Source organism: Mycolicibacter virginiensis (assembly GCF_022374935.2).
GTDB classification, from domain to species: Bacteria; Actinomycetota; Actinomycetes; order Mycobacteriales; family Mycobacteriaceae; genus Mycobacterium; species Mycobacterium virginiense.
In genome coordinates this window covers 2,977,393-2,997,348 of record NZ_CP092430.2, presented here as the reverse complement: position 1 = coordinate 2,997,348, position 19,956 = coordinate 2,977,393, and the positions used below count along the sequence as shown (strand labels likewise).

23 protein-coding genes are annotated in these 19,956 nt (G+C 67.7%); 20 read left to right on the top strand and 3 right to left on the bottom strand.

Translation table 11 applies throughout. The features are described from left to right. The first annotated feature begins 12 nt into the window (after positions 1-12). Genes MJO54_RS14500 through MJO54_RS14475 form a run of 6 tightly spaced genes read left to right on the top strand, consistent with a single transcriptional unit; the run spans position 13 to position 4,756 of the window. Complete coding sequence (locus tag MJO54_RS14500; protein WP_046286164.1) at positions 13-960, top strand: alpha/beta fold hydrolase; 948 nt, start codon at positions 13-15, stop codon at positions 958-960. A gap of 1 nt (position 961) precedes the next feature. After that, positions 962-2,047 (top strand): PDR/VanB family oxidoreductase, encoded by a 1,086-nt coding sequence (locus MJO54_RS14495; protein WP_065153171.1) that lies wholly within the window; start codon positions 962-964, stop codon positions 2,045-2,047. A 33-nt stretch (positions 2,048-2,080) separates the two neighbouring features. Then, positions 2,081-3,085 (top strand): alpha/beta hydrolase, encoded by a 1,005-nt coding sequence (locus tag MJO54_RS14490; RefSeq protein ID WP_240175116.1) that lies wholly within the window; start codon positions 2,081-2,083, stop codon positions 3,083-3,085. Between the two features lie 14 nt (positions 3,086-3,099). After that, a complete protein-coding gene (dapB, locus tag MJO54_RS14485; RefSeq protein WP_046286167.1) occupies positions 3,100-3,837 on the top strand; it encodes a 4-hydroxy-tetrahydrodipicolinate reductase in 738 nt (245 codons plus the stop codon). A 5-nt stretch (positions 3,838-3,842) separates the two neighbouring features. After that, positions 3,843-4,304, top strand: coding sequence for a tetratricopeptide repeat protein (locus tag MJO54_RS14480; RefSeq protein WP_396879172.1), 462 nt, complete (start codon positions 3,843-3,845; stop codon positions 4,302-4,304). A gap of 50 nt (positions 4,305-4,354) precedes the next feature. Further along, positions 4,355-4,756 (top strand): flavodoxin family protein, encoded by a 402-nt coding sequence (locus MJO54_RS14475; protein WP_192830638.1) that lies wholly within the window; start codon positions 4,355-4,357, stop codon positions 4,754-4,756. Positions 4,757-4,762: 6 nt separating this feature from the next. Here MJO54_RS14475 and MJO54_RS14470 read toward each other — a convergent pair whose 3' ends face one another. Further along, positions 4,763-5,068: a CDGP domain-containing protein gene (locus MJO54_RS14470; protein ID WP_046286169.1), complete on the bottom strand. Its 306-nt coding sequence runs from the start codon at positions 5,066-5,068 to the stop codon at positions 4,763-4,765. A 123-nt stretch (positions 5,069-5,191) separates the two neighbouring features. Between MJO54_RS14470 and MJO54_RS14465 the strand changes: the two genes are divergently transcribed. Next, positions 5,192-5,413, top strand: coding sequence for a hypothetical protein (locus tag MJO54_RS14465; protein ID WP_064888606.1), 222 nt, complete (start codon positions 5,192-5,194; stop codon positions 5,411-5,413). A 13-nt stretch (positions 5,414-5,426) separates the two neighbouring features. Here the strand turns inward: MJO54_RS14465 and MJO54_RS14460 are convergent, their stop codons facing one another. Beyond that, complete coding sequence (locus MJO54_RS14460; protein ID WP_240175115.1) at positions 5,427-6,902, bottom strand: HNH endonuclease signature motif containing protein; 1,476 nt, start codon at positions 6,900-6,902, stop codon at positions 5,427-5,429. Between the two features lie 58 nt (positions 6,903-6,960). On the opposite strand from MJO54_RS14460, the gene MJO54_RS14455 reads away from it, so the two are divergent. From MJO54_RS14455 to MJO54_RS14410, 10 genes are read left to right on the top strand one after another with little or no spacing between them, the layout of a single operon-like run. Beyond that, positions 6,961-7,389, top strand: a complete 429-nt coding sequence (locus tag MJO54_RS14455) for a VOC family protein (protein ID WP_240175114.1) — start codon at positions 6,961-6,963, stop codon at positions 7,387-7,389. Between the two features lie 46 nt (positions 7,390-7,435). Next, the gene (locus tag MJO54_RS14450) at positions 7,436-7,885 is read left to right on the top strand and encodes a hypothetical protein (protein ID WP_240175113.1); all 450 of its coding nucleotides are present in this window, start codon (positions 7,436-7,438) and stop codon (positions 7,883-7,885) included. A 10-nt stretch (positions 7,886-7,895) separates the two neighbouring features. Further along, positions 7,896-9,428, top strand: a complete 1,533-nt coding sequence (locus MJO54_RS14445) for a class I adenylate-forming enzyme family protein (protein WP_240175112.1) — start codon at positions 7,896-7,898, stop codon at positions 9,426-9,428. A gap of 37 nt (positions 9,429-9,465) precedes the next feature. Next, positions 9,466-10,713 (top strand): DNA recombination protein RmuC, encoded by a 1,248-nt coding sequence (locus tag MJO54_RS14440; protein WP_240175111.1) that lies wholly within the window; start codon positions 9,466-9,468, stop codon positions 10,711-10,713. A 9-nt stretch (positions 10,714-10,722) separates the two neighbouring features. Continuing rightward, a complete protein-coding gene (locus MJO54_RS14435; protein WP_064889052.1) occupies positions 10,723-11,379 on the top strand; it encodes a TetR/AcrR family transcriptional regulator in 657 nt (218 codons plus the stop codon). Between the two features lie 50 nt (positions 11,380-11,429). Then, positions 11,430-12,251, top strand: a complete 822-nt coding sequence (locus MJO54_RS14430; RefSeq protein ID WP_064889051.1) for an SDR family oxidoreductase — start codon at positions 11,430-11,432, stop codon at positions 12,249-12,251. A gap of 13 nt (positions 12,252-12,264) precedes the next feature. Further along, complete coding sequence (locus MJO54_RS14425; RefSeq protein WP_240175110.1) at positions 12,265-13,485, top strand: acyl-CoA dehydrogenase family protein; 1,221 nt, start codon at positions 12,265-12,267, stop codon at positions 13,483-13,485. Then, a complete protein-coding gene (locus MJO54_RS14420; protein ID WP_064889050.1) occupies positions 13,482-14,267 on the top strand; it encodes an SDR family oxidoreductase in 786 nt (261 codons plus the stop codon). Before MJO54_RS14425 ends, MJO54_RS14420 begins: the two co-directional genes overlap by 4 nt. Then, on the top strand, positions 14,260-15,288 hold the full coding sequence (locus tag MJO54_RS14415; protein ID WP_233428589.1) for a phosphotransferase family protein: 1,029 nt from the start codon (positions 14,260-14,262) through the stop codon (positions 15,286-15,288). The genes MJO54_RS14420 and MJO54_RS14415 overlap by 8 nt, the downstream gene beginning before the upstream one ends. 1 nt (position 15,289) lies before the next feature. Further along, positions 15,290-16,660, top strand: coding sequence for an MFS transporter (locus MJO54_RS14410; RefSeq protein WP_240175109.1), 1,371 nt, complete (start codon positions 15,290-15,292; stop codon positions 16,658-16,660). Here MJO54_RS14410 and MJO54_RS14405 read toward each other — a convergent pair. Then, positions 16,657-17,400 carry an alpha/beta fold hydrolase gene (locus MJO54_RS14405; RefSeq protein WP_064889048.1) on the bottom strand — a complete coding sequence of 248 codons (744 nt, stop codon included), beginning with the start codon at positions 17,398-17,400 and terminating at the stop codon, positions 16,657-16,659. The two genes, MJO54_RS14410 and MJO54_RS14405, sit on opposite strands and share 4 nt — an antisense overlap. Positions 17,401-17,443: 43 nt before the next feature. Here MJO54_RS14405 and MJO54_RS14400 point away from each other — a divergent pair, with 43 nt between their 5' ends. From MJO54_RS14400 to MJO54_RS14390, 3 genes are read left to right on the top strand one after another with little or no spacing between them, the layout of a single operon-like run. Then, positions 17,444-18,244, top strand: a complete 801-nt coding sequence (locus MJO54_RS14400) for a thymidylate synthase (RefSeq protein ID WP_046283587.1) — start codon at positions 17,444-17,446, stop codon at positions 18,242-18,244. Further along, positions 18,241-18,723, top strand: a complete 483-nt coding sequence (locus MJO54_RS14395) for a dihydrofolate reductase (protein ID WP_240175108.1) — start codon at positions 18,241-18,243, stop codon at positions 18,721-18,723. The genes MJO54_RS14400 and MJO54_RS14395 overlap by 4 nt, the downstream gene beginning before the upstream one ends. After that, positions 18,723-19,952: a winged helix-turn-helix domain-containing protein gene (locus MJO54_RS14390; RefSeq protein WP_240175107.1), complete on the top strand. Its 1,230-nt coding sequence runs from the start codon at positions 18,723-18,725 to the stop codon at positions 19,950-19,952. Before MJO54_RS14395 ends, MJO54_RS14390 begins: the two co-directional genes overlap by 1 nt. Positions 19,953-19,956: the final 4 nt, after the last annotated feature.

Genomic DNA, 19,956 nt, shown 5'->3' with positions numbered 1-19,956 from the left:
GGAGTGCAGTCAATGACCCCTACCACCACCACAGTGACGTCGGCCGACGGTGTGGCCCTCGCCGTGCATGCGTACACGGACCTGGACCCGCAACGGGCGACCATCCTGGCGATCCACGGCTACCCGGACAACCACCATGTCTGGGACGGGGTGGCTCGTGAGCTCATCGAGCGAAACCCGGGCCGCTACAACGTCGTCGCCTACGACGTACGCGGTGCGGGGGCGTCCTCGGCGCCGGCGGAGAGGTCCGGCTACCGTTTCCCGCACCTGATCGCCGACGTCGCCGCGGTGCTCGAGCACCTGGGCCGGCTGGGGCTGGACAAGGTTCACCTTCTCGGGCACGACTGGGGTTCGATCCAGGGCTGGGCCGCCATCACCGACCCCGACGTGGCGGCCAAAGTCGTTTCCTACACCTCGATTTCGGGCCCTCACCTGGATTACGCCGGCCGATTCCTGCGGTCGGCGCGCAATCTGCGGACGCTCGGCGATGTCGTCAGGCAGCTGCTGGAGTCGAGTTACATCTGGCTGTTCCTGACCCCGCGGGTTCCCGAGGCGGCCTTCCGGTCCGGGCTGGGCGTCCGAGTGCTGGGCTGGCTTGACCGCATCGGTCGCTCCGGCAACCCGCAGACGGCCATGCCCCGGGGTGAGAACGACTACGTCAACGGGCTCAACCTCTACCGCGCGAACATGCCGGGGCCGTTTCTGAAGCCGTCGCGGCCGCTGCCGGCCACCGATGTCGCGGTGCAGGTGCTCGCGCCTCGCTTGGATGTCTTCGTCAGCCCGGCCCTGCAGCGCTACACCGGATCCATCCCGGCCAACCACCGGGTGCTCGACATCGACGGCGGCCACTGGGTGGTGACCGATCGCCCCGAGGTTATCGCCCGGCTCACCGACGAGTGGGTGCAGCACAGCGTGGCCGGCGGTGCCGGGGCGTCGGGCAATGACATTCGGCACGCCTGACATGACAGCGCAGATCTGGAAGTCGCGCCCCGCCGACCTGTACGGCCGGCGAAAGCATGACCGGCTGTTCAACGCGCTCTGGGGCGCGATCACCGTATTCGGTGGAATGGCAGCGCTTTCGCGGTGGAAGCCGTCGCGAGTGGTTCCGGTGTCACGCACGATCGCGGCCGTCGTCACCAAGCGGGAGATGCTGACCAGCGACGTGGTGGCGCTAACCCTCGCGGACCCCGATGGCGGACTGTTGCCGTCCTGGACGCCAGGCGGTCACATCGACGTGCAGCTGCCCTCGGGTCGCCGCAGGCAGTACTCGCTGTGCGGTGTGCCGGGACGTCGCACCGAGTACCGCATCGCGGTACGTCGGCTCGACGACGGGGGTGGCGGCTCGGTCGAGATGCACCAGGCCTACGCCGAGGGCGACACGTTGCTGTTCGAAGGTCCCCGCAACGCGTTCCATCTGGGCACCGGTGAGAGCGAAGTGCTGTTCGTGATCGGCGGAATCGGCGTGACCCCGATGCTGCCGATGCTGCGCGAGGCCACCCAGCGCGGAATCGATTGGCGCGCTGTCTATGCCGGCCGCAGCCGGGCTGACATGCCGTTGCTCGACGAGGTGCTGGCCACCGATCCCGAGCGGGTCACGGTGTGGGCCGACGACGAGCACGGCCGTTTCGCGGGCACCGAGGAGCTGTTGGCCGGTGCCGGGCCGCGCACCGCGGTGTACGTGTGCGGCCCCAGCGCGATGCTCGAAGCGGTGCGTGTCAGCCGTGACCAACACGCCTCGAATAGCAAAGCTCCGCTGCACTATGAGCGGTTCAGCCCGCCGCCGGTGGTCGACGGGGCGCCGTTCGAGCTGGAGCTCGCCCGATCGCGGCGGGTACTGGCGATCCCCGCGGACCGCTCGGCGCTGGACGTGATGCTCGACGCCGATTCGACAACCGCATACTCGTGCCGGCAGGGATTCTGCGGCACCTGCAAGGTCAAGGTGGTCTCGGGGGACGTCGACCGGCGTGGACGCACCGCGGAGGGCGGCGACGAGATGCTGGTCTGCGTTTCGCGGGCCAACGAGGGGCGCATCGTCATCGACGCCTGAGCCGAGCCGTATCGGTGCAGATAGGATGCTCGGATGTCTGGTGTTGCTGAGATACATCGTGGAAGTTTGCGGGCCAGAATCATCTACGCCGTGTTCGCGGCGGTAATGCCGCGGATGGTGCGGTGGATCAGCCGCCGTGGCGGCCCCGAGGCCATGCCCGGAATGTTGGCGCAGTTGGGCCGCCGCACCAACACCGTCGCCCGCCTGCAACGGCTGCGACCGTATTTCCGGATCCGCTTCACCCGCGATCTCGCGACGGGGGTTCCCGTCGAGATCGTTCGCAGGGCAGATTGCATCGCCCCGCTGAGCGATGGCGCCATCTTGTACTTTCACGGCGGGGGGTTCTTCACCGGCGGTCTCGACACCCACCTGCACGTCGTAGCGACCTTGGCCCGGCGCACCCGGCTGCCGGTCGTGCACGTCGACTATCGGCAGTTCCCTGACGTGAGCGTGGACGGCTCGGTGGAAGACTGCGTCGGTGCCTACCGCTGGCTGCTCGAGCAGGGGGCCGACCCGGCCAAGACGGTGATCGCCGGCGACTCCGCAGGGGGTTTTCTCACGTTCGCCACCGCGCTGCGCGCCCAGCAGGAAGGGTTGCGCGCACCCGCCGGAGTCATCGGGATCTCCGCGTTGCTGGAGCTCGAGGGAACGGCCCGTAGTACTCACTCGAACATGGGCACCGACGCCTTCGGCATCGCGGACGCGCTGCCGGACCTCGTCGAGCATGTGTGCCCGTCGCCGCCGATGCGTCACGACCTGTCGCCGATCAACGGCCGGCTGGAGAGCATGCCGCCGGCACTGCTGATCGCGGCCGAGTCGGAGATCCTGCGCTGCGACAACGAACGGCTGCACGCCGCGCTGCTGGATCACGGCCGGTCCAGCCGGCTCGAACTGTGGGACCACCAGGTGCACGCGTTCCCGGCACTGTTCCCCTTTCTGCCGGACAGCCGGGCGGCGTTTGACCTGATGGTCCGTTTCGTCGCCGAACGCCTGGGGGATGCCGACCGGCCCGGCGAGACTCGCCGGGAAGTGTCGTAAGTAGGGTGGCAGCTATGCGGGTAGCAGTATTGGGCGCCAAGGGCAAAGTCGGCGCGACGATGGTTGCGGCAGTGCAAGCCGCGGAAGATCTGACCCTGTCCGCCGAGGTCGACGCCGGTGACGAACTGAGCCTGCTGACCGACAGCGGCACCGAGGTGGTGATCGACTTCACCCACCCCGCCGTCGTGATGGACAACCTGAAGTTCTTGATCGACAACGGGATCCATGCGGTCGTGGGCACCACCGGGTTCACCCAGGAGCGCCTGGACCAGGTGCGTTCGTGGATCGAGGCCAAGCCCGGTTCGGCGGTGCTGATCGCGCCCAACTTCGCCATCGGTGCGGTGCTGTCGATGCATTTCGCGACCCAGGCCGCAAAGTACTTCGAATCGGTAGAAGTTATCGAGCTGCACCACCCGCAGAAGGCCGATGCGCCGTCGGGCACGGCCGCCCGTACCGCCGCGCTGATCGCCGAAGCGCGAAAGGGACTGCCGCCCAACCCCGATGCCACCAGCACCGGTCTGCCCGGAGCCCGCGGCGCGGACGTGGATGGGGTGCCGGTGCATTCGATCCGGCTGGCCGGGCTGGTCGCCCACCAAGAGGTGCTGTTCGGGACCATGGGGGAGACGCTGACCATCCGCCACGACAGCATCGACCGGACCTCATTCGTTCCCGGGGTGCTGCTTGCGGTGCGCCGGGTTGCCGAATTCCCCGGGCTCACGATCGGCATCGAACCCCTCCTCGACCTGAAGTAGCCGTGATGAAGGTGTCGCCGGCCACGCGGGTGAAGGTTCTCATCGCCTTCATGTGCCTGGCGCTGCTGATGTATCTGGCGTTTCTGGGCCGCATAGCGGTGCTGCTGATCACCTCCGGTTCGGTGGCGGCGATCGGGATGGGGCTCGCGCTGCTGATCATGCCGTTCCTCGGACTGTGGGCGATGATCGCCACCCTGCGCGACGGATTCGCCCACCAGCGCCTGTCGCGGCTGATCGCCGAGGACGGCATGGAACTCGATGCCAGCGCCTTGCCGCGACGGCCTTCTGGACGGTTCGAACGCGACGCCGCCGATGCCCTGTTCCACACGGTTCGTGCCGAACTCGATGCCGACCCGGACAACTGGCGGCGCTGGTATCGGCTGGCTCGGGCCTACGAGTTCGCCGGGGACCGTCGTCGCGCGCGGGAGGCGATGAAGACCGCGGTCGCGCTGCAGGCGCAGCAGTGAGTAAGACGCTGCTGGTGGTGCACCACACACCCTCGCCGTTCTGCCAGGCCATGTTCGAGGCGGTGCTGTCGGGGGCGACGGACCCGCAGATCGAGGGCGTCGAGGTGGTGCGCCGCGCCGCGCTGGAGGTGTCGCCGTCCGACATGCTGGCCGCCGACGGCTACCTGCTGGGCAGCCCGGCCAACCTCGGCTATATCAGCGGCGCGCTCAAGCACGCCTTCGACGTCTGCTACTACCCGATCCTGGATTCGACCCGCGGCCGGCCGTTCGGCCTCTACCTGCACGGCAACGAGGGAACCGAGGGCGCCGAACGGGCCGTCGACTCCATCACGACGGGGCTGGGATGGGTCAAAGCGGCCGACTACGTGGTGGTGTCGGGCAAGCCGGGCAAGTCTGACCTGGAAGCGTGCTGGGAGCTCGGCGCGACGGTGGCCGCGCAGCTCATGGACTGAACCGCGCTAGGGATCGATGTGGGTTTCCGGCATGTAGAACGAGTGCAGCGGGTAATCCCGGCCGGGCCCCATCGAATGGCAGTCCTGCTGCGACGGCGGTGATTTCGGCGGCTCGTAGTAGTAGATGACGCAGCGCTGCCAGCTGCCGTCGGGCTGAATCGGACCATCGCACTTCTGGGCGGTGGAGAAGAACAGCAGCGGGTTGTCCTGACAGCCCGCCTGGGCCGCCGGCGCCGAAGCGATCAGCCACCCGGCCGCCAGCCCGGTAGCCGCCAGCGCGGTGGTCAGGCCCCCGGTGAGGTAGCGCTTCACGGTCGACCCCTCCTCATCGCGTCGTGCTGTCGAGTGACTATGCCGGACGCGGCCGATGTTTGTCGCAGATTATGCCCGCGGTTCTCTCGCAGTTCCTATCGTGAGGCGATAGGCTGCGATGCCGTGACCCATGCAAAAGACACCGCGTCCACGACGGAGTCCACCACGGACCTGCTTGCGCGCACGCTGGAGTCGGCGCGCGTCGCCTACGAGAACATCGCGGAGCTGGCACAACAACAGGACGGCATCTACGCCGTGGCCCAGACCGCGAGGGGCACCGCGCTGATCCACGACCTGCGTAAGCAACTCGACCAGCTCAACAAGATCCTGCCCTTCAAGAGCTAGCTGCCCACCCTCGTCAGGGTGGTGCCTTGTTGAGAGCGCGTTCGCTGTTGATGCGGTGGGCGCGGTCTTGTATTCGGGTGCACTTGCGCGCAGGCATCATCAGACCGCGATCGGCCGTCGATGTCGGTGGTGCCGGTGTTACCGCTGGTGCGGCGGTGGCTCGGCACAGGGCGGGGAATAGCAGTGTGCTGCCAGGCCGGGTGGTGTAGCTGTGGCCGGTGGGGCTGGTCCATTCCACCGTGCCGTCCGGATACTGGATATCGCTCCAGCCGCGGGCGCCGGTCCAAAATGTCTTGAGTAAGTGGTGTTTTCGGCAAAGGCAGCGCAGGTTGGCTGGGTGGGTGGCCCCACGCGGGTGGGCCACGGCGTGGTCAATGTCGCAGTAGGTAGCAGGCCGGTCGCAGCCCGGGAAACGGCAGGTGAGGTCGCGGGCGCGAATGAAGGCGGCCAGCGCACGTGAGGGACGGTACTGCGGCTCAGCGGGCAGATCAGACGGGTGCCGGAGGGGTTTGACGGTGGCGCCCCGGTTGACCAGGTGCGCCAGTAGCTGGGGGTGTACGGTGCCCCCGCCGATGATGTGCCCGGAGGCTGCTGGACGCGTCTGGGATGTCGGAGCCGGTGGTCCTTCGCCGTCGCCGAAACGCGAATCGGTCGAGGTGTTCAGGGCGGCTTGTTCGGCGAGAACGTAGACGGTGACGTTCGTCGCGCGGGAGTCTGCACCGGCGGCAGGACATTCGGAGTTGCCGCAGGCGCAAGCCAGGGTGTCGGCGCCGGTGGCCAGGGCCCCGAGTGCGTCGGCGCGTCGTTGGGCGAGCGTGCGGGGATCGTCGTCGCAGACGGTATGGGCCAACTGGGTCAGGCGCCGGTCGAGCGCGGTGGCATCGGTGGCAAACAGCCGGCCCCACAGCCCGGTGGTGCCGTTTTCGCTGTTGCGGGTGTCGACGACAATTTCGCGGCCGCGGGCGTCGCGCTCTTGGCGCCGGACGGCTTCGGGGTCGTACCGGTCGATCAGGGCGTCGATGGCCGCCGCGGTCTTCGCCGCCGACAGGGGCCCCAGACCGGTGGCGATCGAGGCGAGCTCGGTGTCGACGGCGTTCAGCAGGTACGGGTTGGTGATCAACGTGGTGCGCCAGACGATCGTGGTGACCAGCCGGCTGCTGATCACCCCCTCGAGAAACAGTGCGGCCACCTTCGGCAGCCGTTCCCGCAGCGCCGTGGCCAGATACATCTGCGACGACGCCATCCCGTGGCTGATCTGCTCGGCAGCGCCGACCTCGGACGCTGCGGCATCCCAGTAGTCACATGACCACCGCGACCGGTTCACCGCATCGACCCCGCGGGTACGCCGTGCCACCAATTCGCCGATCGCGGCCAGGCGGCGCGCAGCGGCGGCGGCCTCCACCCGGGCCCACTCCGAGATGGCCGTCACCAGGGCCTTGTCGTCGGCCTCTGCCAACGACTCCGGCTCCAGCCCGTCCAATTCAAACATACGTGCGATTCTAGCGAGGGGGTCTGACACAATGCTGCGCCGTTCTAGGCTCGGCCGCATGGAGCAACAGGTGCACTTCGTCACCGTCGCAGCCACCGATCTGGGCGCGACCAGGAACTTCTACGGCGCGCTGGGCTGGCAGCCCCTGCTGGATGTCGAGGGCGAGATCGTCTTCTATCAGACGGCGCCGGGCCAGGTACTGGGGTTCTTTGACGCCGACAAGTTCAATCAGGACCTGGCGCTGCCCGGCGATCATTCCCGGGTCTCCGGGGTCACCATGGCGCACAACGTCGGCAGCCCCGACGCCGTCGTCGCGCTGGCCGACGCCATGGCCGCCGCGGGCGGCGTCGTGATCAAGGCGCCGCAACCCGGCCAATTCGGTGGCGTGTTCCACGCCCACGTCCAAGACCCCAACGGACTGATCTGGGAGATCGCCCACAACCCCGGCTGGCGGATCGCGCCCGATGGCACGGTAAATCTCGGCTGACGTCGTAGGGTGGCCGGGAAGTAACGGGAAAGGAACACCCACCACGATGCCCTCACTGCTGAGTGCGGCGCTGGGCGCGGCACCCATCTTCGGCGGAGCCCTGCTGACGGCGGCGGCCGGGCAGCTCAAAGGCCCGGATGTCCGCGCGCTGATCAAACAGGACCTCGACCTGATCGATCGGCTGCCCGCCGAGCAGACGCAGCGGCGAGCGGATCTGCAGCGCACCATCGACGAGCGCATCGACGACTTGGTCGCGGCCTCCGATCGCACCAGAGCGCTGCGCGAGGCGGCGCTGTCCTATAAGGGCAACTGGCGCGATGTGGTCTTCTTCGTCTCCTCGGTGCTGTTCACCTATGTCTGGTGGCACATCAACCATGACCGGGGCAATTGGCTGCCGATGTTCACCGTGCTGATCCTCGCGTGCATCGTGTCCGCGGTCTACGCGCTGCGCGGGACGTTCCGGGTGGTGACGCACAGCCTGCGACGCCGGCGATGACGGGCTGCTCATGACACACGTCGCCGAAATAGCACGGCACCACAACCCTTTTTCAGCAGCCGGGGTGATCCGCGACCGTGACGGCGTTGCGCACTATGAGCATCTGCCGGCGACGCTGCTCGATGTGTTGGCCGAGCAGGTCGAGCAGCGGCCCGACAGTGAAGCCGTGGTGGAACTCGGAAGCGACCGTCTGACCTACCGGCAGCTGTGGCAGCGGGCCGCACGGGTGGCCGGCGGGCTGCGGGCCGACGGTCTGGCGCGCGGTGACCGGGTCGCATTGCGCTACCCGGCGGGACTGGACTGGGTGCTGGGGTTCTGGGGCACGCTGATGGCCGGTGGAATACCGGTTGCTGTCAATACCCGTTCGGCCGCACCGGAAGTCGACTTCGTGCTGGCCGACGCCGGCGTTCGGGTGGACCTGGCGCCCGGTACCGCGCTGCCCGATGGCCAACCGTATGTGGTGGATGGCCTCGAAGCAGCCGACACCGCCGCGCTGTTTTATACCTCGGGCACCACCGGCAGCCCCAAAGGGGTGCCCACCACCCACGAGGCGTTTGTGACCAACGCCGAGAACATGATGCGCACCTTGGGCCGGACCCGGGAATTGGGCGAGGAATATCGCACGCTGATCTCGGTCCCGCTGTTCCACGTGACCGGCTGCAACTCCCAACTGCTGGTCGCCGCCTACGCCGGCGGCACGGCGATCATCATGCCGTCGCTGAACCTGCCCGAGCTGATCGCAACGCTTCCCGCGCAACGAATCTCATCGATGGTGACGGTGCCGGCGATCTATTCGCTGCTGCTGCGGGATCCGGCCTTCGCCGCGGTCGACGTGAGCGGGGTGCGGTGGGTCGGCTACGGCGGTGCGCCGACGGCACCTGCGCTGGTGCGCTCACTGCGCGAGGCGTTCGGTGCGGCAACGGTGTTCAACGGCTACGGCATGACCGAGACCGCCTCGCTCATGACGGTGCTCCCGGACTCCGATGCGGTGGCGCACGCGGACTCGGTCGGCTACGCCGTGCCGTCGGGAGACCTCGGTGTGGTTCCACTCGGTGACGATCCGGGCACCGGCGAGCTGGTGGTGCGTGGCGCGAATGTGATGCGGGGCTACTGGAACCGGCCCGAGGCGACCGCCGCCACGATCATCGACGGCTGGCTGCACACCGGCGATGTGGTGCGTGTCGACGACGCCGGCCGGGTCCACATCATCGATCGGCTCAAGGACATCATCAACCGCGGCGGCGAGAACGTCTCCAGCGTCGAGGTGGAAGCCGCGCTGCTGTCGGCTCCCGGGGTGGCCGACGCGTGTGTGCTCGCAGTGCCCGACGAGGTGATGGGGGAGAAGGTCGGCGCGGTACTGCTCGGCGACCAGCGCAAGATCGACCTGGCCGCGGTTCTGGAGTACTGCCGCGGCCAATTGGCGGACTTCAAGGTGCCGCAGTACATCACCGTGGTGACCGAGGCGCTGCCACGCACCGCCAGCGGCAAACTGCTCAAGGCGCAGCTGCGCGAACAGGTGCGGTGGGGCGCGCCGCTGCGGTAACTCCGGAGTTGTCGGTGCGGCGCGTTACCTTGCCGGCATGGACACAGCACTGCTGATCCTCCTCACCTCACTGGCGCTGCTGGCGGTGATCCTCCAGGTGCTGGTGCTCGTGCGCCCCGCCGGCGGGGCGATCTCGCCTGCGCAGCTCGCCGCGCTGCGCGGCGACAGTGAACGCGTGGAGCGAACCCTGCGCGAAGAGCAGCATGCCGGGAGGGCCGAACTCGCCCAGGCGTTTCACCAGTGGCAGCTGACCCTGCACCGCTTCGGATCGACCCTGCAGGGCGCCCAGGACAAACTTGGAGCCACGCTGGATCGGCAGCTGCGTAGCCTGCAGACCGAGAACACCGCGCAACTGGAGAAGATGCGCGCTACGGTGGATGAAAAGCTGCAGGCCACCCTGGAAACCCGCCTGGCGCAATCGTTCACGCAGATCTCCGAGCGCCTGGAAGCCGTGCAGCGCGGCCTGGGTGAAATGCAGACGCTGGCCACCGGGGTGGGTGATCTCAAGCGGGTGCTGACCAACGTCAAAACCCGTGGCATCTTCGGCGAGACCCAGTTGGCCGCCTTGCTGGCCGAGACGCTGACGCCCGAGCAGTACGCCACCAACGTCATCACGGTGCCGGGTTCCAACGCCCGGGTCGAATTCGCGGTCCGCTTGCCCGGCGCCACCGGCGCCCGCGAGGTGCTGCTGCCGATCGACGCCAAATTCCCGCGTGAGGACTTCGAGCGCCTGCTCGACGCGCAGGAACACGCCGACAGCGTCGGGGAGGCCGCCGCGCGCCAGGCGCTGATCCGTCGGATCGAAGCCGAGGCCTGCGATATCCACGACAAGTACCTCGAACCGCCGCACACCACAGACTTCGCGATCCTGTTCCTGGCCACCGAGAGTCTGTACGCCGAGGTGCTGCGCCAACCCGGGTTGTTCGAGCAGATTCAGGCCAAGTACAACGTCACCCTGGCCGGCCCGACCACGCTGGCCGCGCTGCTCAACAGCCTGCGCATGGGTTTTCGCACTCTCGCGATCGAACAGCGCAGCAGCGAGGTCTGGCAGGTGCTTGGGGCGGTCAAGACCGAGTTCGGAAAGTTCGCGGCGGTGCTGGAGAAGACCCGCAAGCAACTCGACACCGCCCGCAACACCATCGACACCGCCGGCGTCCGCACCCGCGCCATCGAACGCAAGCTGCGCGGGGTGGAATCGCTGCCCGAATCTGAGGCCGAAGCAATGCTCGGCGAACTCGGCGCCGGCGCCGAAGAAGTCAGTGAAGTTGACATCGAATTCAGTTAGGCTGCCCGGATGGATGCCGTCCGGGCCGCCCCGGCCCGCCAGTTGCCGGCGACGGTGCGCGGGGCGCGCACGCGGGCGGGCCTGGTTGCCGCGGCTCGCAAGGTCTTCGAGCGCGATGGTTACCTCGACGCCAAGCTGACCGACATCACCAAGGCCGCCGGGTGTGCGACCGGGTCGTTCTATACCTACTTCGCGAACAAAGAGGAGATCTTCGCCGCGGTTCTCGAACAGGCCCAGCAGGACATGATGCACCCGGGCATGGGGCGGGTGAGCGACTCCGACGACCCGTATGCGGTGCTGGAGGCGAGCAATCGCGCCTACTTGGAGGCGTATCGGCGCAATGCCCAGTTGATGGGGCTGCTCGAACAGGTGGCCCAGATCGACCCGAAGTTCCGCGCCTTCCGTGCGCGACGAGCCGACGCGTTTGTGCAGCGCAATGCTGCCGGCATCGCCGATCTGCAGGCGCGGGGGATCGCCGGCGCCGACGTCGATCCGCTGCTGGCGTCGCGGGCGCTGTCGGGAATGGTCAGCAGGCTCGCCTACGGCACCTTCGTCGGCGAGGAGGCCGAGCACGGCTCAGGCGCCGACTTCGAGACTCTGGTCGCCACGGTCACCCGGTTGTGGGCGAACGCCCTGCAATTCCGCACTGTCAATAATCGAACATGAGATCGGATTCAACTAATGTCATTGCGCACTGAAGAACGGGGACGTTGCTGATGAAGGTTGCCGAGCGGGTCGCGATCGTCACCGGTGGCGGTGGAGGCATCGGTGGAGCGCTGGCCGCGGCGCTGGCGGAGGCGGGAGCCAAAGTGGTGGTGGCCGACCTCGACGCGGACGCCGCGGCGGCGGTCGCCGATCAGATCAACGCCGTGCATGCCGGCGCCGCGGTCGGTCGCGGCGGCGACGTCTCGGACACCGAGACCATCCGAGAACTGATCGCGTTGGCTCAGGAGCGCTACGGCCCCGTCGACTTCTACTTCGCCAACGCCGGGATCACCGGCGCCCCCGGCTTGCCCGGCGAAGCCGACTGGGACCAGGCCATCGACGTCAATCTGCGCTCGCACATCCGCGCCGCGCAGCTGCTGATCCCCGACTGGGTGCGGCGCGGCGAAGGATATTTCGTCTCCACCGCATCCGCCGCCGGACTGCTCACCCAACTCGGCGCTGCCACCTACTCGGTCACCAAGCACGCGGCCGTGGGATTCGCCGAATGGCTCAACATCACCTACGGCGATCAGGGCGTGCGGGTCAGCTGCCTGTGCCCGATGGGCGTTAACACCAAGTTGCTCTATGCCGGTGAACAATCCGGCGACCCGCTGGGCGATCTGGCCACCCGCGCGGTCACCACCGCCGGTGCGGTGCTGGAGCCCGCCGACGTCGCCGCCGAGGTGCTCGCCGCCATCGATGACGAGCGATTCCTGATCCTGCCGCACCCGGTGGTGCTGGAGATGTTCCGGCACAAGGCAGGCGACTACGACCGCTGGCTGCGCGGCATGCGCCGCTATCAGCGCGGCCTGCTCGACTCCGAAGTGTCCTAGGTGAGGAGCCTGTATGTCCCTGTTTGAAATATCCGATCGCGCAAAGAAATACCAGACCGATCTGCTGGAATTCATGGACGAGTGCGTCTATCCGGCCGAGGCTGTGTACGAGACGCAGATGGCCGAATCCGGCAACCCGCACTTTCAGCCCCCGGTCCTGGAGGAGCTCAAGGCAGAGGCGCGTAAACGCGGCCTGTGGAACCTGTTTCATCCCCATCCGGAATGGGGGCCCGGCCTGACCAACCTCGAATACGCGCCGCTGGCCGAGATCATGGGCCGCGTTCCGCATCTGGCTCCGGAAGCGACCAACTGTAACGCCCCCGACACCGGCAACATGGAGGTGTTCACGCTGTTCGGCAGTGACGAACACAAGGAGAAATACCTCAAACCACTGCTGGAAGGCACCATTCGGTCGGCCTTCGCGATGACCGAACCGCAGGTGGCCAGCTCGGATGCCACCAACGTCCAGCTGTCGATGGTGCGCGACGGTGACGGCTATGTGCTGAACGGCCGGAAGTGGTTCGCCTCCAACGCCTTGCACCAGAACTGCAAGGTGATGATCGTGATGGGCAAGACCGACCCGAACACCGCCACCCACCGGCAGCAGTCGATGATGGTGGTCCCCATTGACGCCCCGGGCGTCACCGTCATGCGCGGGCTGCCGGTCTTCGGTTACCAGGACCGCGAGGGCCACGCCGAGATCGACTTCAAGGACGTCCGGGTACCGGCCAAGGACGTGCTCAAGGGCGAGGGTGAGGGGTTTGCGATCGCCCAGGCCCGGCTCGGCCCCGGCCGCATCCATCACTGCATGCGGGCCATCGGCATGGCCGAGCGGGCCCTGGAGCTGCTGTGCAAGCGGGCACAGTCCCGGATCGCCTTCGGCCGGCCGGTCTCAGACAACGCCAACATCCGCGACTGGATCGCCGAGGCGCGCATCGACATCGAGATGATCCGGCTGCTGACGCTCAAGACCGCGTACTTGATGGACACCGTCGGCAACAAGGCGGCGCAGGTCGAGATCGCGGCGATTAAGGTCGCAGCGCCCAACATCGCACTCAAGATCGTCGACCGGGCCATCCAGGTGCACGGCGCCGGCGGAGTAACCGAGGACTTCCCGCTGGCCGGCTTCTGGGCCCACCTGCGCACCCTGCGGCTCGCCGACGGCCCCGACGAGGTGCACAAGCGTGCCATCGCCCGCCAGGAGCTGCGCAAGTACCGCGAGGACGCCCGATGACGACACAAGATTTCGCGGGGCGCACCGCGATCATCACCGGCGGGTCGCGAGGGATCGGGCTGGCGATCGGGCAACGGCTGGCCGAAGCAGGCGCCAACGTGGTCCTGACCTCACGCGACCAGGAGAGTGCCGACGCGGCGGCGGCCCAGGTCAACGGCAACGCACTGGGCGTGGCCGCCCACGTCGCCGACGACGACGCCGCCCAACGCTGTGTCGACGCCACCCTGGAACGGTTCGGCAGCATCGACATCCTGGTCAACAACGCCGGCACCAATCCGGCGTTCGGGCCCCTGATCGACCAGGACCACGCCCGGTTCGCCAAGATCTTCGACATCAACCTGTGGGGGCCGCTGCTGTGGACGTCCTGCGCGGTAAAGGCCGGGCTGGGGGAACGAGACGGGCACAGCGGTGTGGTGGTGAACACGGCCTCGATCGGCGGGATGAGTTTCGCGCCGCTGATGGGCCTCTACAACGCCACCAAGGCCGCGTTGATCCACGTCACCAAACAGCTTGCGCTGGAACTGTCTCCGGGCATCCGGGTCAACGCGATCTGTCCGGGCGTGGTGCGCACCAAGCTGGCCGAGGTGCTGTGGAAGGAACACGAGCAGGGCCTGTCGGGCGCGATCCCGCTGGGCCGGATCGGTGAACCGGTGGACGTGGCCGACGCGGTGTTGTTCCTGGCATCTGATGCGGCGAGCTGGATCACCGGGCAGACTCTGGTCATGGATGGTGGCCAGATCCTGGGTGACGCAACCGGATTCCGGGGAGGTCTCGGTGGCTGACGAGCCACTGGGGATCGACCCGGCGGCTGCGACAGCCTGGATCACCGAACTGGGCCTGCCGGCGAGCGGGCCGCTGAGCTTCGAACGGATCGGAATCGGACAGTCCAACCTGACTTACCGGGTGTCCGACGACGCCGGTCACAGTTGGGTGCTGCGCCGACCGCCGCTGGGAAAACTGCTCGCCTCGGCCCATGATGTGGCCCGGGAAGCGCGGATTCTTGCGGCGCTGGGTGACACCGACGTCCCCACCCCGCGGGTGTACGGACTGACTCGAGATCCAGAAGGCACGCCGCTGCTGCTGATGGAGTTCGTCGATGGGGTGGTGGCGGACCGGATGTCGGTGGCGCAGTCCCTGTCTCCCGAGCGACGCAGGCGGATCGGCCTGTCGATGCCCAAGACCCTGGCAAAGATTCACGCGGTCGACATCACCGCGGTGGGTCTCGGTGATCTGGCCAGCCACAAGCCGTATGCCGAGCGTCAGCTCAAACGCTGGGCCGGGCAGTGGGAGAAGTCCAAGACGCGAGAACTGCCCGCACTCGATGACCTGACTCAGCGCCTGACTGCCGCCGTCCCGCCACAGCAGGAGTTGACCCTGGTGCACGGGGACTTTCACCTACGCAACGTGATCACCTCACCCGACAGTGGCGACGTGATCGCGGTGCTGGATTGGGAGTTGTCCACGCTCGGCGACCCGTTGGCCGACATGGGCAGCCTGCTGGCGTACTGGCCGCAGGTCGGCGAAGAGCACATCGCCGGGGAATTCGTCATCAGCACCCTGGAGGGCTTCCCGGACCGGGCAGAGCTGGCCCGGGTCTATCTGGAAGAGACCGGGCGCGACGCGGCGACACTGCAGTACTGGCATGCGCTCGGGCTGTGGAAGGTCGCCATCATCGCCGAGGGCATCGTGCGGCGGGTGCTGGATAACCCGGCGAACAAGGCCGCCGCCGGCACCCCGATCACCGCGTGGATCGACGCCTTGGTGGACAAGGCGCGTGAGGTCGCCGACGAGGCGGGGATCTGAGATGAGCACGTCGTATCGCGCCGGCGTCGCCGCCGGCGGGGCCGACCTTGTCGGCGGTGTCCCGCGTCGCAGGATCGCGGTGGCGGCAATGGTCGGGACCACGATCGAGTTCTATGACTTCTACGTCTATGCGGCCGCCGCGGTCACCGTCTTCCCGCATCTGTTCTTCCCGAAGGGCAATCCCACTGCGGCGCTGCTGGCCTCGTTGGCGACCTTCGGCCTGGCTTTCGTGGCCCGACCCGTGGGGTCGATCCTGTTCGGCCACTTCGGTGATCGGCTGGGCCGCAAATCCACCCTGGTGGCCTCCCTGCTGCTCATGGGTGTCGCCACGTTCCTGATCGGCGTGCTGCCCACCTACCACCACATCGGTCTGCTCGCCCCGGTGCTGCTGGCCGCCCTGCGGTTCTGCCAGGGCTTGGCGCTCGGCGGCGAATGGAGCGGTGCTGCGCTGCTGGCCACCGAAACCGCCAAACCGGGCCGCCGGGCGACGGCGGGAATCTGGCCGCAACTGGGTGCGCCCCTGGGCTACCTGCTGGCCACCACGATCTTCCTGATCCTGTTCACGTGGTTGGGACAGTCCACTGCCGGCGCGGACGGGACCGGGCCATTTCTCACCTGGGGCTGGCGCATTCCGTTCCTGCTGAGTGCCGTGATGGTGGCCGTCGGACTGTATGTCCGGCTGCGCCTTACCGAAACCCCGGTCTTCGCCCAGGCGAAGGCCGCCCGTGCGCCGGTGAACGCCCCGATCGCGGCGCTATTGCGGGGCAGCTGGCGCCGGCTGGTCATCGGCACGCTGGTGATGGTGGTGCCCTACACGCTCTTCTACACCGTGACGACCTGGAGCCTGAGCTACGGCACGGCGAAGCGTCCGCCCGAGGGCGTCGGGCTGGGCTACGGCTACGCCGAATTCCTCGGACTGCAATTGATTGCCGTGCTGTTCTTCGTGGCGGTGCTGCCGATCGTCGGCAGGCTCGCCGACCACTTCGGCCGACGCCCGCTGCTATTGTTCTTCACCGCCGGAATCATGGTGTACGGAACCACCTTCGGCGTATTCCTGAAGCCGACTGCCTCCGTCGGCGTGACGCTGGCTTTCCTGATCATCGGGATGACCTTGATGGGCTTGGCGTTCGGGCCGATGAGTGCGGTGCTACCTGAGCTGTTCCCGACCAATGTCCGCTACACCGGTTCGGGTGTCGCCTACAACGCGGCGAGCATTCTCGGGGCGGCGGTGGCGCCGTTCATCACCACCTGGCTGGCCACCAGCTACGGCGTCGCCTGGGTGGGCGGCTATCTGTCCATTGCGGCCGCGTGCTCCTTCATGGCGCTGCTGGCGATGCAGGAGACCAAGGACGCCGAACTCGTGGACGTCTAACCGGCTTGGAGTGTGCCGCCGAACACGTCGCGCATCGCCGCCCAGTGCCGGGCTGCGGCGTCGGCGTCATAGGGCGCGTTGTCGGGCACCGCGAAACCGTGCGCGGCCGGATAGAACTCGACGGTGTGTGCGACGCCCGCGGCGCTGAGCGCCTCGTCCAGGGTTGCGGCGTGCGCCTTCGTGAACGACGCGTCGTTCTCGGCGCCGGCCACATAGACGGCGGCCGTCATCTGATCGGCCAGCAGGTGGGGGCTGTCCGCGGAGTCGGTGACCAGACCGCCGCCGTGGAACGACGCCGCCGCCGCCACCCGGTCGGGCACGCGTCCGGCGACGACGACCGACGTACGTCCACCCATGCAGTAGCCGCACACGCCGAACTTCTCTCCACGGACTTCGGGCCGGCCGGCCAGATAGTCGAAGAACGCCCGCGCGTCAGTGGTCATCCGGTCCGGGGTCACGTCGCCGATCATCGAGAACAACCGGCCGCGCTCCTTGGCGTCTGCGAACACCGTCGCCATATCGAACGGCGCCCAGCCGGGGTGCCGGTAGTACACATCGGGAAGCAGCACGGCGTAGCCGTAGCCGGCCAGTTCAGCGGCCATCTCGTCGAAGGCCGCCCGGACTCCGCCGGCGTCGGGATACATGACCACGCCGGGCCAGGGCCCGGAGCCCTCCGGAGTGAACAGGCGAACGGGGCAGTCCCCGTCGGGCGTGGTGATGGTGTCGGTGATCGTGGGCATGGCCTCCGTTGTACTCCGCTATCCGCGTCGTAAGCTGGGCGGCGTGCCGATTCCCACGCCCTACGAGGACCTGTTGCGGCTGGTTTTGGCCGAGGGAACCCCGAAGGCGGACCGTACCGGCACCGGCACCCGCAGCCTGTTCGGCCACCAGTTGCGCTATGACCTGGCCGCCGGATTCCCGCTGATCACCACCAAGAAGGTGCACCTCAAGTCGGTGATCTACGAGCTGCTGTGGTTTCTGCGCGGTGACTCCAACATCGCTTGGCTCAACGAACACGGTGTCACGATCTGGGATGAATGGGCTTCTGAGACAGGAGATCTCGGTCCGGTCTACGGAGTGCAGTGGCGGTCGTGGCCGACGCCGGCGGGTGAGCACGTAGATCAGATCTCTGCTGCGCTGCACTTGCTGCGCACCGACCCGGATTCGCGCCGGATCATCGTCTCGGCATGGAACGTCGGCGAGATCGGCGAGATGGCGCTGGCCCCCTGTCACGCGCTGTTCCAGTTCTATGTCGCCGACGGCAAGCTGTCCTGCCAGCTCTATCAGCGCAGTGCCGACCTGTTCCTCGGCGTGCCATTCAACATCGCCAGCTATGCGCTGCTGACCCACATGATGGCCGCGCAGGCTGGGCTGGGCGTCGGGGAGTTCATCTGGACCGGCGGCGACTGCCACATCTATGACAATCACGTCGATCAGGTCACCGAACAACTGAGTCGCGATCCGCGCCCGTATCCGCAATTGGTTCTGGCGCCGCGTGACTCGATCTTCGACTACACCTACGAGGACGTCGAGATCCGCGGCTACGACCCGCACCCGGCGATCAAGGCGCCCGTCGCGGTATGAGCTCGCTTGCTCTGATCTGGGCGCAGTCCACCAGCGGTGTTATCGGGCGTGCCGGCGGGATTCCGTGGCGGCTGCCGGAAGACCAAGCCCACTTCAAGAAACTCACCCTGGGCCACCGGGTGGTGATGGGCCGGCTGACCTGGGAATCCCTGCCGGCCAGCGTGCGGCCGCTGCCGGGGCGCACCAACCTGGTGGTGACTCGCGACCCGGACTACCAGGCCGCGGGTGCCGAGGTGGTTGCCACGCTCGACGCTGCCTTGACGAATGCCGAAACCTGGGTGATCGGCGGCGGTCAGATCTATACGCTGGCGCTGCCGCTGGCCACCCGGTGCGAAGTGACCGAGGTCGACGTCGACCTGCCGCGACAGGACGCGGACGCCGTGGCGCCGGTACTGGACGAGTCATGGCATGGCACGTCGGGGCCGTGGTTGTCCAGCGACAGCGGCCTGCGGTACCGGTTCCACAGCTACCGTCGTTGATGGCTGTGTCCGGCGCTGGACTCACGGCTTTGCAGGCGCGCCGGATCGCCGTTGCCGCACAGGGATTCACGGATCCCAAACCCTCTGCCGCAGTCACCAGGGCGCACCTGAAACGGCTGATCTCCCGCATCCAAGTACTGCAGCTCGATTCGGTGTCGGTGGCGGTCCGCGCCCACTACGCGCCGGTGTTCAGCCGGCTCGGGCCCTATGACCGCACCGTGCTGGATCGAGCCGCGTGGAGCCACAGCGCCCGCTCGCCGCGGTTGTTGGTCGAGTACTGGGCGCACGAGGCGGCGCTGATGGCCGTCGAGGACTGGCCGCTGTTGCGCTGGCGAATGCGGCAGTATTCCCACGGTCGGTGGGGCAACGTTGCACCCAATCCCCGGCTGGCCGACGACATCGCCGCCGCCGTCGCTGAGCTCGGGCCGGCCACCGCCGGGCAGATCGAGTCATATCTGGCCGCCGGGCCCAAGCGCGGCAAAGGAACATGGTGGAACCGCAGTGACACCAAATGGGTGGCCGAGGCGCTGTTCGCCTCGGGGGTGCTGACCACGGCCACCCGGGTCGGGTTCGCCCGGCATTACGACCTGGTCGAGAACGTGCTGCCACCACAGGTGCTGGCTGTCGAGGTCGATGACGACGAGGCGATCCGCGAGCTGGTCCGCCGCGCCGCCGGCGCCCTGGGTGTTGCCACCGAGGCCGACCTGCGGGACTACTTCCGGCTGTCGGCCGCCCAGGTCAAACCGGCGATCGCGAAGTTGGTTGCCGCCGGCGACTTGGAACCGGTCGCCGTCGACGGCTGGGATGCCCCGGCCTATCTGCGTGCCGGGCAGTCGATTCCGCGAACCGATCGCGGCACCGCATTGCTGTGCCCGTTCGATCCGCTGATCTTCTTCCGGCCGCGGGTGCAGCGGTTGTTCGACTTCTTTTATCGCATCGAGATCTATACCCCGGCGCCGAAACGCCAGTACGGCTACTACGTGTGGCCATTCCTGCTGGACGGGCAACTGGTCGGCCGGGTGGACCTCAAGGCCGATCGGCAACAGGGTGCACTGCACGTCGTCGGGGCGTTCGCCGAAGTGGGACAGTCGCGCGAACGGGTGGCGCAGGCACTGGCCACCGAACTGTGGTCGATGGCGTCCTGGCTCGGATTGAGTCGGGTCAGAATAGGGGAGCGCGGGGATCTGGTGGCCGAGCTGCGCCGGCGGGTGCTAGCCGGCCCCGCGTGACGGC